Genomic DNA, 14,824 nt, shown 5'->3' on the forward strand with positions numbered 1-14,824 from the left:
ACGCCTAGAGCGTCCGCGCGCGCTCCTCGACCTCGAAGACTTCGAGACTGTCGCCGGCCTTGATGTCGTTGGTGTCGGCCAGCAGCACGCCGCACTCGAGCCCGGCGCGCACTTCGGCAACGTCGTCCTTGAAGCGCCGGAGCGAGCTGATCGTCGTCTTGGAGACGATGACGTCTTCGCGCGTGAGGCGGGCGTTGAGGCCCTTGCGGATGACACCTTCGGTGACCAGCAGGCCGGCTGCCTTGTCTCGCTTGCCGGCGGGAAAGACCTCGCGGACTTCGGCGCGGCCGACGACCGTTTCGATGATCTCCGGACCAAGCTCACCCGCCATTGCGCCCTTGGCCCAATCGGTGAGGTGATAGATCACGTCGTAGTAGCGGAACTCGACCTTGTTGCGCTCGGCAACCTCGCGCGCCTTCGCGTTCGGACGCACGTTGAAGCCGATGATCGGCGCTCCGCTGGCGCTTGCCAGCGTGACGTCACTCTCGGTGATCGCGCCAACCCCGGAGTGCAGGATGCGCACCTTGATCTCGTCCGTCGAGAGGCGGTTGAGCGCATGCACGATCGCCTCGACCGAGCCCTGCACGTCGGCCTTCACGACCAGCGGGAACTCGATGACGGTGGACGCATGGGTCGCGAACATGTTCTCGAGGCTCATCGGAGCGGAGGTCGTCCGCTTCCGGTCGAGCACCCCCTGGCGGTAGGTCGCGACCTCGCGGGCCCGCGCTTCGTTCTCGACGACCGTGAACGGATCGCCCGCCGCAGGGACCGCGGAAAGACCGAGGACTTCGACCGGAACCGACGGTCCGGCTTCCTTCACCTGGCGCCCCTTGTCATCGATCATCGCACGGACCTTGCCGCTCGATGCACCGGCAACGAACACGTCGCCGACGCGCAGCGTGCCGCGCTCGACGAGCACGGTGGCCAGAGGCCCACGGCCCTTGTCGAGCTTGGCTTCGACGACCGTGCCTTCGGCGGCGCGCTCCGGATTGGCCTTGAGTTCGAGGAGTTCGGCCTGCAGCTGGATCGCGTCGAGAAGCTTGTCGAGGTTGGTCTTCTTGAGCGCCGAGACTTCGACGTTCTGGACGTCGCCGCCCATCTCCTCGACGATGATCTCGTGCTGAAGGAGTTCCTCCCGGACTTTCTGCGGCTTGGCGTCAGGCTTGTCGATCTTGTTGATCGCAACAATCATCGGCACGCCGGCGGCCTTGGTATGGTTGATTGCCTCGATCGTCTGCGGACGAAGGCCGTCATCGGCGGCAACGACCAGCACGACGATATCGGTGACGTTCGCACCGCGGGCACGCATTTCCGAGAAGGCCTCGTGGCCCGGCGTGTCGAGGAACGTGATCTTCGAGCCGTCCGGCACTGCGACCTGATAGGCGCCGATGTGCTGGGTGATGCCGCCCGCCTCGCCCGACTGGACGTTGGCGCCGCGAATCGCATCCAGCAGCGACGTCTTGCCGTGGTCGACGTGGCCCATGATCGTGACGACCGGCGGGCGTGCCTTCAGGCTCTCGGGAGCATCGACGTCGGCGGCGCTGTCGATGTCGACATCGCTCTCGCTGACGCGCTTCACGCGATGGCCAAACTCGGTCACCAGTAGCTCGGCCGTGTCCTGGTCGATCGTCTGAGTCAGCGTAACCGGGCTGCCCATCTTGAAGAGCGCCTTCACGAGGTCGGCGCCGCGCTCCGCCATGCGGTTGGCGAGTTCCTGCACGGTGATCGCTTCCGGAACCACCACGTCGCGGACCTGCTTCTGAGCGGGGCCGGACTCCTGATGGTGGCGCTTTTCCTTTTCACGGGCTCGGCGGAGTGCTGCCAGCGAGCGGGCGCGGTTTTCGTCCTCGTCGGAGAGGGCGCGCGTGACGGTGAGCTTGCCGCGATGGCGCTGCTCGTCCCCACGGCCACGGCTCGGGCGAGCCGGCTCGGGGCGCTTGGGAGTCGGCGTCGGACGACGGAAGCCGCGTTCTTCGGCTTCCTCACGCTGCGGGGCAGCGGCTGGGGCTTGCTCGGCGGCGGGCTCGGCAGTTGCTGCAAGCGCCTGCTCCTGAGCCAAGCGAGCGGCTTCCTCGGCGGCAGCTTCTTCGGCGCGGCGGTTCTCTTCGGCGCGGCGGCGCTCTTCCTCGTTGGCGGAAGTCTTGGCCTGCTCCTCGCGGCGGCGGGCCTCCTCGAGCGCGGACATGCGCGCTTCCTCCGCTTCGCGGAGCAGGCGGGTCTGCAACTCCTTGCGGGCGGTAATGTCGTTTGTCGGGCTCGAACGGCGCGGCTCCGGAGCGGGCGCGGCGGGCTTCGGCGCCGGCTTGGGCGCTTCCGCGACCGGCTCGGGCTTGGGCGCTTCGACCGGCGGAGCTTCGCCCGGACGGCCAATGACGCGCCGCTTCTTGACCTCGACCACGACCGTGTTCGAGCGGCCGTGGCTGAAGCTCTGCTTCACTTTACCGGTCTCGACCGTGCGCTTGAGGCCCAGCGGCGGCCGGGTTCCAAGCTTCGGCTTTTCGGTCTGGTCTGCCATTCTATTCCTTCGTCAAATCTTCGTCAGCCGAGCCGGTCCTCAAGGCGGGTTCTCCGCCTTCCAGACCTCGATCGGGGCCAGTGAAAACCCGCCAACGCTCAAGCGCGTGGCGGACACGCGCAGCGGCAGCAGGATCGGTCAGGGCGACATGTACCACATTTTCGCGCCCAAGTGCCATGGACAAGATAGTGCGGCCCTCGGGGAATATCACCCCTTGGCTCTCGCCGCCGCCGACCCTCCAGGCCTGGTCCATTCGCCTGCACCCGTCCTCTCCGGCATCCGCCGCGTGAATCAGCATGTGGACCTTCCCGGACCGTGCCGCGGCTTCGATCCGCTCGGCGCCGGTAAGGAGGTTGCTGGAGCGTGCCTCCATGCCCAGCCGGTCCAGAGTGCCCTGCCGCAAAGCGTGCTCGGTGCGTTCCCCAAGATCCGCCGGAACGGTCACGTCCTTGGTCTTGAAGGCACGTTGCAGCGCGCTCCGAAGCTTGCCGAGAGCGTTGGCCGCGTCGAGCTCGCCACGGTCGGCGCCGATCCAGGCACCGCGCCCCGGCGCCCGCGCGCGGACGTCCGGTCCAACGGTTCCGTCAGGCCCAAGCGCGAGCCTGATCAGCTCGTTCTTGGTGCCCTTCCGGCGAGTCAGGATGCAGGTGCGCTCGGGCTCCTGCGACTTTCCACGATTCTCGTTGGCCCCAGGTGCTTCCACCGTGGCCCTGACGGGAGTCTTTAGCCGAAGAGTCTCATTGCTCGGTTTCCGCAACAGCGTCCTCCTGTCCGGAGGTGTCAGTGGCGGCGCCGGTGTCCTCGTCCTCGAACCAGTGGGCCCGGGCAGCCATGATGATCTCGTTGCCCTGCTCTTCGCTCAAGCCAAATTCGGCAAGAACGCCGCCCTTGTCCTCCGGACGGTTGCTCGGCTCGCGCTGGCGGCGCTGCTCGGGCCGCTTCTTCTGTACCAGCTCGTCCGTCGCCAGGTCGGCGAGGTCGTCGAGGGTGCGGATGTTGGCCTTGCCGAGAGTTACCAGCATCGCTTCCGTCAGGTGCGGCAAGGCAGCGAGTTCATCCGACACGCCGAGCGCACGGCGCTCTTCGCGCGAAGCGGCTTCGCGGCGATCGAGCGCCTCGGTCGCGCGGCTCTGCAACTCGGTCGCGATGTCTTCGTCGAGCCCTTCGATCGAGGCGATTTCCTCGGGCGGCACGTAAGCGACTTCCTCGAGGCTTGTGAAGCCTTCGGCGACCAGCAATTGCGACAGCGTTTCGTCGACGTCGAGCTCGGACTGGAACATCTCGGTCCGCTCCATGAACTCGCGCTGGCGCTTCTCGCTGGCATCGGCTTCGGTCAGGATGTCGATCTGCGACGCGGTCAGCTGGCTGGCGAGACGGACGTTCTGGCCGCGGCGACCGATCGCAAGGCTGAGCTGGTCATCGGGAACGACGACTTCGATGCGGCTCTCTTCCTCGTCGATCACGACGCGGCTGACCGTTGCAGGCTGCAGGCCGTTGACCACGAAGGTCGCGAGATCCTGCGACCAGGGGATGATGTCGATCTTCTCGCCCTGGAGTTCCTGGACGACGGCCTGAACGCGGCTGCCCTTCATGCCGACGCAGGCGCCGACCGGGTCGATGGAGCTGTCGTGGCTGATGACGCCGATCTTCGCGCGGCTGCCCGGGTCGCGGGCTGCGGCCTTGATCTCAATGATGCCGTCGTAGATTTCCGGTACTTCCTGCGCGAACAGCTTCTTCATGAAGTCCGGGTGAGCGCGGGAAAGGAAGATCTGCGGGCCGCGCGCTTCGCGGCGCACCGACATGATCAGCGACCGGATGCGGTCGCCGACCCGCACCATTTCGCGCGGGATCTGCTGGTCGCGGCGAATGACGCCTTCGGCACGGCCAAGGTCGACGACGACGTGGCCGAACTCGACGCGCTTGACGACGCCCGTGATGATCTCGCCGACGCGGTCCTTGAACTCCTCGAATTGACGCTCGCGCTCGGCGTCGCGGACTTTCTGGAAGATGACCTGCTTGGCGGCCTGGGCGGCAATGCGGCCGAACTCGATCGGCGGCAACGGGTCGACGATGAAGTCGCCGACGGCAGCGCCCTTCTGGAGTTTCTGTGCGCCCTTTTCGTCGATCTGCTTGAAGTGATCCTCAGGCTCCTCGACAACTTCGAGAACGCGCCACAGGCGAAGGTCGCCGGTCTCGGCGTCGAGCTTGGCGCGAATGTCGTTCTCGGCGCCGTAGCGGGCGCGGGCAGCACGCTGGATGGCATCTTCCATCGCCTCGATGACGATGCCCTTGTCGATCAGCTTCTCGCGGGCGACGCTGTCGGCAATCGCGATCAGCTCCGCGCGATTTGCGCTGACGGCAGCGGGTGCGGTGGCCATGGTGTTTATTCCTCTATCGTCTGGATGGAGTCGGCGCCCTCGGTGCTGAGCGGCGCGGTGGCGTTGATGAGCTTGTCGGTCAAGAGCAGCTTGGCCGACGCGATTTCGGAGAACGGCAGCGTGTGAAGCTTGCCGCTCTTGTCGAGCAGTTGGACCTCGTTGCCCTCATAACCCTCGAGCGTGCCGGAGTATTGCTTCCGGTTGTCACGCGGTTCGACGAGCGACACCCGCGCTTCGTGACCGGCCCAATCGGCATAGTCCTTCAGGCGGGTCAGTGGGCGGTCGATGCCCGGCGAGCTGACTTCCAGGCGGAAGCTCCCTTCGATGGGGTCATTGGCGTCGAGCCAGTCGGACAGGTGGCGCGAGATCGTCTCGCAGTCGCTGAGGTCGAGCTGTCGGGTGTCGGGCCGTTCGGCCATGATCTGAAGCGTCGGGTCGGAACCGCCGCCGATCATCGCAACGCGCACGAGGTCGTAGCCGAGGCTCTTCACCTCAGGCTCGATCAGTCGTTCCAGACCGGCGATCTCCGCCACGCGCGCTCCGTATTAGGAAGTTCAACAGCTCTCGGACCGGAGCCGGTGGGCCCCAGCCTCAGGCATCTAGCGATGTCGAGGAGAGAGCGGCGATATAGGCCGATGCCCCAACTGGCGCAAGCGATGCTTAGCGCCCGAGCGCCCGGTTCTCTTCGCGGATGCGGATGGCCAGCACGGCCGCGTTGAGCAGTGTGAAAAGCGCAGCCACTTCCCACGAGCCGAAGGCGAGCGGCAGCGCTGCAATCTCGCCGACGACGATTAGATAGTTGGGATGATTGACCCAGCGATACGGACCGCGGCGGACGAGCGGTGCTTGCGGCAGGACGATGATGCGCGTGGTCCAGCGCTCGCCCAGGGTCGCGATGACCCAGATGCGCGCGAGTTGAAGCAGGACGAACAGCGCCAGCCAGAAACCCTCGATCTGGCGGCCCGGCGCAAGCCACCAAAGCGCCGCCAGCCAAAGCACGTGAACAGCTGCGATCAGCGGGTAGTGGCCGGGGGCGACCTCACGCGCGCCGCTGGCGAGGAGGCGGCGCGTGTTGCGGTTCGACAAGCACAATTCGCCGAGACGCTGCAGCGTCACCAGCGCGAGAATGACGATGGCGACGATCACGCCGCTTCGAGCAGCAGCCCGGCGCAGGTGAAGCCTGGACCGAACGCGGTCATCATCGTCGGGTCGGGCAGTTCGGTGCGAAGGAGCTTCTTCAGCACGAACAGCACCGTCGGCGCGCTCATGTTGCCGAAGTCGCGGAGCACTTCGCGTTCGACGTTGAGCTCGCCTTGATTGAGCTCGAGCGAGGTCTCGATCGCGGCGATGACCTTGGTGCCGCCCGGGTGGCAGCAGAAGCGCGCGACTTCCTCGCGAGCAACTCCCATTTGTGCGGCCATTTCATCGATCGCCGGCCGCAGATTCGCTTCGATGAACGGTGGGATGGCCCGGTCGAAGACCACGCCCAGGCCCGGATCCTCGACACGCCAGCCCATGATTCCCAGCGTATCCGGCCATAGCTTTTCGGCGGAGTTGCTGATTCGAGCGAGGCCGCCGTCGCCGGTGCTGACCACCGCGGCCGCGGCACCATCGCCGAACAAGGCGGTGGCGACGATCGCCGCCGGGTCGTCGCTGTCGAGGCGAATGGAAATGGAGCAGGTCTCGACCGTCACGAACAGCCAGTTGCTGCCCGGATCGGATGCAGCAAGCCGGGCGGTCAGGGCGAGACCACTCACGCCGCCTGCGCAGCCAAGGCCGAACACGGGAACCCGGCGGACATTCTCGCGGAGCCCGAGCCGCGGCCCTACTCGCGCCTCCAGGCTCGGCGTTGCGATGCCCGTCGTCGACACGGTGACCACGCCGTCGATGTCGCCGGGCACCAGGCCTGCTTCGGCTATGGCCTGTGTCGCGGCATCTTCGAACAGTTGCTCGGCGGCGGCGAGGTAGATCGCGTTGCGTTCCGCCCAGCCATGCGGCTGTTCGTACCAGTCGAGCGGTGCGACGAGGTGGCGGGTGGCAATCTCGGCATTGTCGAACACGCCGGACAGGCGCTCGAAAAGCGACGCCCGCCCCCGAAAGGCGCGGCGGCCGATTTCCTTCGCCTCCTCCTGAGGGAGGATGTGCCGCGGAACCGCGGTTGTTACGGAACGTAAGCTGCAGGCTGGCATGGGGCGCCTAAAAGCGAGAGCGAGCCGGCTCTCGAATGGAATGAAGGACTTATCTGGATGTCGCCACGTTTATTGCAACCTGCCCTTTTTCTCGTACTCGCGGCTTGCGGGGCCTCGAACTCCGCAGACGCTGGGCAGCCTTCGGGAGATCCGCCTTTCAAGGTTTCACCGGTGGCGACCTTCGATGCGCCTTGGGCAATCGCCTTCGTTCCGGGCAGCCATGATGCGTTGGTCACCGAGAAGCCCGGGCACATCTGGCTGGTCGACACGACGAGTGGCCGCAAGCAGCCCGTCGCCGGAGCACCGAAGGTTGTCGAGAGCAGCCAGGGCGGGCTGCTGGACATCGTCGTCTCGCCCGGCTTCGCTCGCGATCACCAGGTGTATCTCACTTACTCCGAGCCCTCGGCGCGCGGCGGGAGCCAACTCGCGCTTGCAAGGGCTGAGCTCACCCGGGGTGCGAACGGGGGAAACCTCAACAACTTGCAGGTGATCTGGCACGATCCGGCCGGAGGCGAGGGCGGCCAGTTCGGCGCGATCATTGCCTTCGCGCCCGATGGTCAGTCGCTGTTCCTCAGCTCAGGCGAGCGGCAGCGCTTTACGCCCGCCCAGGACCCCAACCAGCCGATCGGCAAGATCCTGCACCTGACGCTCGACGGCAAACCTGCGCCGGGCAATCCTGGCGCAGGGCGAACGGGTGCTCCGACCGTCACCGTCACCAATCCGCCCGACAACACCGAAGCTGCCCGGACAGCCAGCGGTACACAGGTCTCCTGGCCCGGCGCGAACCTCACTCCTGCCGAGACTTGGAGCAGCGGCCACCGCAATCCCTATGGCCTGGCCTTCGCTCCCGACGGCAGGCTCTGGGAAACAGAGATGGGGCCGAAGGGGGGCGACGAGCTCAACCTCATCCTCGCTGGCCGTAACTACGGCTGGCCGCTGGTGTCGGAAGGCGAGAATTACGATGGCGTGCCGATTCCAAAATCGGCGACGCGGCCGGACCTCATGCCGCCCAAGCTCCATTGGGTGCCGTCAATCTCGCCGAGCAGCCTGATGTTCTACTCTGGCGACCTGTTCCCGCAGTGGAAGGGCAACGGCTTCATCGGCGCGCTGTCTGGGCAGGCGCTGATCCGCGTCACCATCAACGGCGATCGGGCGCAGAAGGCCGAGCAGTGGGACTTGGGCGCCCGCATCCGCTTCGTCGGGCAGGGGCCGGACGGCGCCATCTACCTGCTTGAGGACGGCGACGGTGCCCGCATGCTGCGCCTTACTCCGTCAGATCAGACGCGGCGGTAGCGGAGGTAGTAGGGGCGGCGGCCCTCGCGCCGTGCCTTGGCGCCGTAGCGCGTCTCGATCCAACCGCCGGACGGTTCCAGGAAGTCGCGGGGCCGCTGCGCCAGCCATTCGAACCGGCCCGACTGGCGCTGCATCACCATCAGCGACCAGGTGAGATAGGTGGGGTCATCGGTTGCCAGCCGGAATTCGCCGCCCGCCTTCAGCTTGGCCGCGAACAGTTCGAGCGGGCCATCGTTGACCATCCGCCGCTTGGCGTGCCGCGCCTTGGGCCAGGGATCGGGGTGGAGCAGATAGAGGAAGCTCAAGGCACCGTCCGGAACCCGCCGCAACACCTCCAGCGCGTCGCCGCGCCACAGCCGCACATTGGCGAGGTTACTCTCGCGGATGTGGCCGAGCGCCGTCGCAACGCCGTTGAGGAATGGCTCCGCACCGATGAAACCGTGATCGGGCAGCATGTCGGCCCGGTCCGCCAGGTGCTCGCCCGAGCCGAAGCCGATCTCGAAGTGAAGCGGTCGCTCCTCGCTGAACAGCAGCCGCGAAGTTACTTCCCCTTCCGCCGGCACTTCGATCTGCGGCAACAGCGCGTCGAGCAGGTCCTGCTGGCTTCTGCGCAACTTGTGTCCGGTCGAGCGGCCGTAGAGCCGGTTGAGAGTGGTCGGGTCGCCGGGTTTGAATGCGCTCATCCGGCGCCGACTAGGACCCGAATCGCGTGCTCGCAACGGCGTTGGGAACCTCTTGAACCCTCTGGCGCTGTCTGTCGGCAAGCCAACACAATGCGCCGGAGAATATGCCGTGAGGCCCATCGCGATCGCCGATCGTCCGCTGTACGCGATGCTGCTTCCCATCCCCGTCATTTGCTTCATCGGGGGGCTGATCACCGATCTGACGTTCCGCGGAAGCGACGGGAACATGCTCTGGCTCGACTTCTCGAGCTGGCTGATCGCTGCCGGGCTCCTGTTCGGCGCGGTTGCGGCACTGATCCTGCTGATCGATGTGATCCGCGGGCTCGGCGGCCGGGGAGCAATCATCTGGACTCAGTTTGGCCTCCTGGCGGCTGCGTTGATCATCGAGCTGATCAACTCCTTCATCCATGCCCGCGACGGCTGGACCGCGGTCGTGCCGACTGGCCTCATGCTGTCGATCATCAGCGTGCTCCTGATCCTCGGTAGTGGGTGGCTGTGGCAGTCGATCCGTTACGGGCGCTCCGGAGAACGGGCATGAGACTGCGCTGGATTGCCGCCGTTGCACTGCTTCCGCTTGCCGCTTGCGAAAGCGAGCAGCAGGTCGATCCCTCGCAGCAGATGGGTCCCAACCCGGTGCTGCCGGCCCCGCATGAGGAGTTGATCGCGGCAGTCGGCGTTCCCAACATCATTGGCTGGAAGCAGGGGCAGACACCGATCGTTCCGGCGGGCTTCCGGATCCAGGCACTCGCGACCGGCTTCACCAGCCCCCGGACGGTCTACACGCTGCCCAACGGGGACATTCTGGTCGTCGAGACGCAGCGCAACGTTCCTGAGCCGGTGCAGCGGCCCAAGGATCCAATCCGCGACTTTATCATGTCGATGGCGCACGGAGGCGGTGGAGCAACGCCGCCGGAACCGCCGCCGCAGCGGATTACGTTGCTTCGCGACGCGGATGGCGACGGAAAGCCCGAGCTTCGCACGATCCTCATCGATCACCTGAATTCGCCGTTCGGCGTGGTGTACGTGAACGGCTCGCTTTACGTCGCCGACACGGATGCCATCCTCCGCTTCCCGTTCACGCCTGGCGACACCCGCGTCGGCGGGCCTCCCCAGAAGATCGTCGACCTTCCGGCGGGCTTGATCGACCACCATTGGACGAAGAGCCTCACGGCGAGCCCGGACGGGTCGAAGCTCTATGCCGGGGTCGGCTCGAACAGCAACGCGCAGGAGCGCGGGCCCGAAGCGGAGACCAATCGCGCCGCGATCTGGGAAGTCGACCCGAAAACCGGGGCTTTTCGCATCTTCGCGAGCGGTCTTCGCAACCCGAATGGGCTGACCTTCTATCCCGGCACCAACACGCTGTGGGCGGTCATCAACGAGCGCGACGAGCTCGGGCCGAACCTCGTGCCGGATTATCTGACCTCCGTACGCCCCGGCGCGTTCTACGGCTGGCCTTACAGCTATTACGGTCAGCATGTGGACCCGCGGGTGCGGCCGCGTCGTCCCGACATGGTGGCGAAGGCGATCCCCGCGGACTACGCGCTAAGTTCGCACGTCGCGGCGCTCGGCTTGACCTTCTACACGGGCAACAGCTTCCCGGCGATGTTCGGCGGCGGCGCTTTCGTCGGTGAACACGGCAGCTGGAATCGCACGCAGTTCAATGGCTACCGCGTGGTCTTCATCCGGTTCGCGGGTGGCAAGCCGGTCGGCAAGCCGATGAACTTCGTGACCGGCTTCCTCGACGGCCAAGGCAACGCCCGGGGTAGGCCGGTCGGCGTCGCAATCGACCGCACCGGCGCGCTGCTCGTCGCCGACGACGTCGGCAATACTGTTTGGCGCGTCAGCTACGGCGCGCCGCAAGCGAGACTTTCGTCAGCAAGCGGAGGAAGATGATGAACGACAGCGACCCAAGGTTCGGCGGAAATCCGCAAAGCACGGCCAAAATCGCGGGTCACCCGCTGCATCCGATGCTGATCCCCTTCCCGATCGTCTGCTTCGTCGGCACGCTGGTGACGGACATCGTCTACAGCCGCAATCACGATGCCGGGTGGGCGACGGCCTCGCACTGGCTCCTCGGCATCGGGCTCCTCACCGCGGCAGCGGCGGCGCTCGCGGGCTTTACCGACTACCTCGGCGACGAGCGGGTGCGGAAGCTGGGCGATGCGCTCAAGCACATGCTGGCGAACGTCACTGCCGTCGTCCTGGAGCTGGTGAACTTCTTTCTCCGGCTGAGGAACAACGACTTTATCGACTCGACCGGCGTGTATCTCTCCGCCGTCGTGGTTCTGATCTTGCTGTACAGCGGCTGGAAGGGCGGGGACCTCGTCTACCGGCACCGCATCGGCGTGAACGACGGACCGAACGCCTAGTTGGCCGGGCGGCAGGGCTTCCCTTCATATGCGAAGCGGTTGCGGACGTAGGCCTTCCCGTTCCAGCGCAGAACCGGGAAGCAGAAGCCCAGTCCGCCCACGGAGATATCCGGCATCTTGTTGACGCCGCGCGTCTGCAGGAACTCGGCCATGCCCGGTGACTGGTGAAGCTTCGACCAGCGTCCGTTTGCGCCCTTGCTCATCAGCCAGAAGCCGGCGCCCGTGTTGCCGTAGCAGAATGAGCCGCCCTCGGTGACCACCGCTTCGGGGCGCCCGTCGCCGTTCAAGTCGCCGTACCGCTCGATCGTACCCGGTTCGTAGCTGCCCTGATCGGGCTGGTAGCACTCCGAACGCCACTCGCCATGGCTCTTCTTGAACCCGGCGGCAGTCAGAATGGCGGCCTGCTCCGAGGCTGGCGCCGACACTGCGATTAAGGCGGCAAGCAGAATCACGGCCGCCCATTAGCATGAAATAGTCGGCTAGGCGACAGTCCCGGCCCTGAGATCCTCGACGAGATCGAGCCGCTCCCACGGGAAGTGGTCGCCTTCCGCGCTGCGGCCGAAGTGGCCGTAGGCGGCCGTCGCCTGGTAAATCGGCTTGTTGAGGCCAAGGTGCGTGCGGATGCCGCGCGGAGTCAGGCGCCCGAGCTTGCCGATACTCCGGATCGCGTCCTCGAGCTTCGCGTCCTCGACCGTGCCGGTGCCGTGCGTGTCGACATACAGTGACAGCGGCTCGGGCACGCCGATCGCATAGGCGAGCTGGATCGTGCAGCGCTTGGCGAGACCGGCTGCGACGATGTTCTTGGCTAGGTACCGCGCTGCATAAGCGGCGGACCGGTCGACCTTGGTCGGGTCCTTGCCCGAGAAGGCGCCGCCGCCGTGCGGTGCTGCGCCGCCGTAGGTGTCGACGATGATCTTGCGGCCGGTCAAGCCCGCATCGCCGTCCGGCCCGCCGATCTCGAAGCTGCCGGTCGGGTTGATGTGATAGACGGTCTCGTTGCCGAGCAGTTCGGTCGGAAGAACGCGCGCGACCACCGACTTCACGTACGCGTGGAGCTCGGCCTGCTTCTCCCCGCGGTCGTAGCCCGGCTTGTGCTGGGTCGACACGACGATGGCGGTGGCCTTTGCAGGTTTACCCTCTTCGAAGCGAAGAGTGACCTGGCTCTTGGCGTCCGGCTCCAGGAACGGGGCGCGGCCGGCGTGGCGGTCCGCCGCCATCTCGGCGAGGATCTTGTGGCTGTAGTCGAGCGTGGCCGGCATTAGGTCCGGGGTCTCGTCACATGCGAAGCCGAACATAATGCCCTGGTCGCCGGCGCCCTCGTCCTTGTTCTCGCCGGCGTCGACGCCCTGCGCGATGTGGGCGGACTGCGGGTGCAGGTTGTTCTCGAAGCGGAAGGTGTTCCAGTGGAAGCCGGACTGCTCGTAGCCGATGCGCTTCACCGTCTGGCGGACGGTGCTTTCAACTTCATCGAGCACGCCAGGCGCCCAGTTGCCGTCGGTGTCCATGATGCCCTGGCCTCGGATTTCACCCGCGAGGACAACGGTGTTGGTCGTCGTCATCGTCTCGCATGCGACGCGAGCCTCCGGGTCCTTGGCCAGGAACAGATCGACGATCGCGTCGGAAATCTGATCGGCGACCTTGTCGGGGTGGCCTTCGGAAACGGACTCGGATGTGAACAGATAAGAGTTGCGCATGATCGAAAGCGGGCCCTCGGATTATAAGGATATAAAGAAGTCTTTATATGTTGCTCTAGCGTCGGCTCCGTCCAAGCACAATGCCGCCGATAAGGAGCGCAAAGCCGATCAAGTGCGGGATGATGTTGCCGAAGCGGCCGAACAGCGTGGCGCTGTCCGCCGGCGGCGGGAGCGCTGCGTCGATGAGCCCTGCCTGGCGCCACGGCACGGACTTCACGACTTCGCCACGTGCATCGACAACGGCGCTGATCCCGGTCGGCGTCGAGCGGATGACCGGAATGCCTTCCTCGGCAGCGCGGAGCCGGGCCTGCGCGAGGTGCTGCGGGGGACCCCAGCGCCCGAACCAGGCATCGTTGGACGGGTTGAAGATGAAATCCGGCCGGTCGCGTCGGTCGACGACTTCGCCCGAGAAGATGATCTCGTAACAGAGCTGGAAGCCAACCTTGCCCCAGCCCGGAATTGCCACGGTCCGGGGTCCCGGACCGGCGGTGAAGTCGACGTCGCCGGGGGCCAGGCGGGACAGCCCGATCGCCGATAGCAGCGGCCGCATCGGCAGGTACTCGCCGTAGGGGACGAGGTGGGCCTTGTCGTAGCGGGCAACGGCTCGACCGCCGGATGCGAGAACGAAAACGCTGTTCGCTGCCCCGTCGACGAACATGCCGTCGCGGGAGAACACAGCGATTCCGCCCGTGAGGAGATATTCGCCGGGACCCACCAGGGTCGCGGCGCGGGTGCGTTCAAAGTTCGCGAATGCCTGGTGCTGATCGGTCCGTCCGTCTTCGAGTGGCTCGGTGACCGCCGCTTCCGGCCAGAACAGCAGGCGGGGGTGTTCACCGCCTGGAGCAGAGGAGAGCCCGGCAAGACGCCTCGCGGCGATATCGCCGAAGCCCGGCGTCCATTTGTCCTGCTGGCCGATGTTCGGCTGCACCACGCGCACCTGCCTGCCCGTCGGACGAGCAAGCGTGACCTGCGGAAGGAAATGGAGGAGGACGATGACGGCAAGAATTCCTCCGCCCTGCTTCCATTGTCGGCGGGCGAACAGCCACAGCATCCCGCCTGCGAACGCCACCAGTGCTGACAGGCCATAGGTGCCGATGAAGGCTGCGGTGTGCAGCAGATGCGTGTCGTCGAGGACCACGCCAAGTGGATTCCAGGCGAAGCCGGTGAACATCGTCGCCCGCAGCCATTCGGTGATCGGCCAGGCGCCGCCTACTGCCAGCACGAGCGCAAGCGGACGCTCGCCCTTGAAGCGCCAGGCCACGCCGGTGGCGATGGCGGGATACACCGCGAGGTATAGCGACAGCAGGACGACGGCGACGTAGCCGAGCCAGTGCGGCATCTTGTCCTGAAAGGTGAAGGCAAACTGGATCCAGTTCAGCCCGACGGCAAACTGGCCCACTCCGAACGCCCAGCCAACCGCAAGCGCCTGGCGAAGGTTGTTTGATCGCCAGGTCAGCTCGCACAGGAGCGCAAGCGCCAGCGGCATCAGCGGCCACAAGCCCGTTGGCGCGAAGGCGAAGGCGGAGGCGGCGCCAATAAACAGTGCCAGAAACGCCGGATACCTCATATTACGCCTACGAGCCCGCGCGGCCACGCGCGACGTCCAGCGGGGCGGAGCGCACCGGCAAAAGCGAAACAAGCGTCATCGCGGCGCCCATGCCCCAAATCCCGTCAGATGCGACAGCGATTTTGTTGCTGTGCCG

Annotated in this window: 14 protein-coding genes; 4 read left to right on the plus strand and 10 right to left on the minus strand. The window is 66.0% G+C overall.

Annotated elements, in window-relative coordinates:
* Window positions 1-4: 4 nt before the first annotated feature.
* The 6 genes from infB to ACUXST_RS00885 all read right to left on the minus strand — a co-directional run bounded on the left by infB (window position 5) and on the right by ACUXST_RS00885 (window position 7,082).
* Window positions 5-2,515, minus strand: a complete 2,511-nt coding sequence (gene infB / locus ACUXST_RS00860) for a translation initiation factor IF-2 (protein ID WP_458388064.1) — start codon at window positions 2,513-2,515, stop codon at window positions 5-7.
* A gap of 1 nt (window position 2,516) precedes the next feature.
* Window positions 2,517-3,272, minus strand: a complete 756-nt coding sequence (locus ACUXST_RS00865) for a DUF448 domain-containing protein (protein ID WP_458388065.1) — start codon at window positions 3,270-3,272, stop codon at window positions 2,517-2,519.
* Complete coding sequence (gene nusA / locus ACUXST_RS00870; protein ID WP_458388066.1) at window positions 3,253-4,893, minus strand: transcription termination factor NusA; 1,641 nt, start codon at window positions 4,891-4,893, stop codon at window positions 3,253-3,255. Before nusA ends, ACUXST_RS00865 begins: the two co-directional genes overlap by 20 nt.
* Before the next feature lie 5 nt (window positions 4,894-4,898).
* Entirely contained in the window at window positions 4,899-5,426 is a 528-nt protein-coding gene (rimP, locus tag ACUXST_RS00875; protein ID WP_458388067.1) for a ribosome maturation protein RimP, read from the minus strand.
* A gap of 127 nt (window positions 5,427-5,553) precedes the next feature.
* Window positions 5,554-6,039 (minus strand): isoprenylcysteine carboxyl methyltransferase family protein, encoded by a 486-nt coding sequence (locus tag ACUXST_RS00880; protein ID WP_458388068.1) that lies wholly within the window; start codon window positions 6,037-6,039, stop codon window positions 5,554-5,556.
* The gene (locus ACUXST_RS00885) at window positions 6,036-7,082 is read right to left on the minus strand and encodes a type III polyketide synthase (RefSeq protein ID WP_458388069.1); all 1,047 of its coding nucleotides are present in this window, start codon (window positions 7,080-7,082) and stop codon (window positions 6,036-6,038) included. Before ACUXST_RS00885 ends, ACUXST_RS00880 begins: the two co-directional genes overlap by 4 nt.
* A gap of 171 nt (window positions 7,083-7,253) precedes the next feature.
* Between ACUXST_RS00885 and ACUXST_RS00890 the strand changes: the two genes are divergently transcribed.
* The gene (locus tag ACUXST_RS00890; protein WP_458388070.1) at window positions 7,254-8,375 is read left to right on the plus strand and encodes a PQQ-dependent sugar dehydrogenase; all 1,122 of its coding nucleotides are present in this window, start codon (window positions 7,254-7,256) and stop codon (window positions 8,373-8,375) included.
* Here the strand turns inward: ACUXST_RS00890 and trmB are convergent.
* A complete protein-coding gene (gene trmB / locus ACUXST_RS00895) occupies window positions 8,360-9,058 on the minus strand; it encodes a tRNA (guanosine(46)-N7)-methyltransferase TrmB (protein WP_458388071.1) in 699 nt (232 codons plus the stop codon). The genes ACUXST_RS00890 and trmB overlap by 16 nt on opposite strands.
* A 109-nt stretch (window positions 9,059-9,167) precedes the next feature.
* On the opposite strand from trmB, the gene ACUXST_RS00900 reads away from it, so the two are divergent.
* The 3 genes from ACUXST_RS00900 to ACUXST_RS00910 are packed head-to-tail and all read left to right on the plus strand — an operon-like array spanning window position 9,168 to window position 11,427.
* Complete coding sequence (locus tag ACUXST_RS00900) at window positions 9,168-9,596, plus strand: DUF2231 domain-containing protein (RefSeq protein ID WP_458388072.1); 429 nt, start codon at window positions 9,168-9,170, stop codon at window positions 9,594-9,596.
* Window positions 9,593-10,951, plus strand: coding sequence for a PQQ-dependent sugar dehydrogenase (locus ACUXST_RS00905; protein WP_458388073.1), 1,359 nt, complete (start codon window positions 9,593-9,595; stop codon window positions 10,949-10,951). Before ACUXST_RS00900 ends, ACUXST_RS00905 begins: the two co-directional genes overlap by 4 nt.
* Complete coding sequence (locus tag ACUXST_RS00910; RefSeq protein ID WP_458388074.1) at window positions 10,951-11,427, plus strand: DUF2231 domain-containing protein; 477 nt, start codon at window positions 10,951-10,953, stop codon at window positions 11,425-11,427. The genes ACUXST_RS00905 and ACUXST_RS00910 overlap by 1 nt, the downstream gene beginning before the upstream one ends.
* On the opposite strand, the gene ACUXST_RS00915 is transcribed toward ACUXST_RS00910, so the two are convergent.
* The 3 genes from ACUXST_RS00915 to lnt are packed head-to-tail and all read right to left on the minus strand — an operon-like array spanning window position 11,424 to window position 14,688.
* On the minus strand, window positions 11,424-11,852 hold the full coding sequence (locus tag ACUXST_RS00915) for a hypothetical protein (RefSeq protein WP_458388075.1): 429 nt from the start codon (window positions 11,850-11,852) through the stop codon (window positions 11,424-11,426). The genes ACUXST_RS00910 and ACUXST_RS00915 overlap by 4 nt on opposite strands.
* Before the next feature lie 54 nt (window positions 11,853-11,906).
* Window positions 11,907-13,121 (minus strand): methionine adenosyltransferase, encoded by a 1,215-nt coding sequence (gene metK / locus ACUXST_RS00920; protein WP_458388076.1) that lies wholly within the window; start codon window positions 13,119-13,121, stop codon window positions 11,907-11,909.
* 55 nt (window positions 13,122-13,176) lie between these two features.
* A complete protein-coding gene (lnt, locus tag ACUXST_RS00925) occupies window positions 13,177-14,688 on the minus strand; it encodes an apolipoprotein N-acyltransferase (RefSeq protein ID WP_458388077.1) in 1,512 nt (503 codons plus the stop codon).
* Window positions 14,689-14,824 lie beyond the last annotated feature (136 nt).

The sequence above is a fragment of the Sphingomonas sp. F9_3S_D5_B_2 genome, assembly GCF_054263715.1.

Bases quoted from the DNA above. Each gene is read 5' to 3' on its own strand.
- infB (WP_458388064.1), bottom strand. From the start codon at position 2,515: ATGGCAGACCAGACCGAAAAGCCGAAGCTTGGAACCCGGCCGCCGCTG.
- nusA (WP_458388066.1), bottom strand. From the start codon at position 4,893: ATGGCCACCGCACCCGCTGCCGTCAGCGCAAATCGCGCGGAGCTGATC.
- ACUXST_RS00885 (WP_458388069.1), bottom strand. From the start codon at position 7,082: ATGCCAGCCTGCAGCTTACGTTCCGTAACAACCGCGGTTCCGCGGCAC.
- trmB (WP_458388071.1), bottom strand. From the start codon at position 9,058: ATGAGCGCATTCAAACCCGGCGACCCGACCACTCTCAACCGGCTCTAC.
- ACUXST_RS00905 (WP_458388073.1), top strand. From the start codon at position 9,593: ATGAGACTGCGCTGGATTGCCGCCGTTGCACTGCTTCCGCTTGCCGCT.
- ACUXST_RS00910 (WP_458388074.1), top strand. From the start codon at position 10,951: ATGAACGACAGCGACCCAAGGTTCGGCGGAAATCCGCAAAGCACGGCC.
- metK (WP_458388076.1), bottom strand. From the start codon at position 13,121: ATGCGCAACTCTTATCTGTTCACATCCGAGTCCGTTTCCGAAGGCCAC.
- lnt (WP_458388077.1), bottom strand. From the start codon at position 14,688: ATGAGGTATCCGGCGTTTCTGGCACTGTTTATTGGCGCCGCCTCCGCC.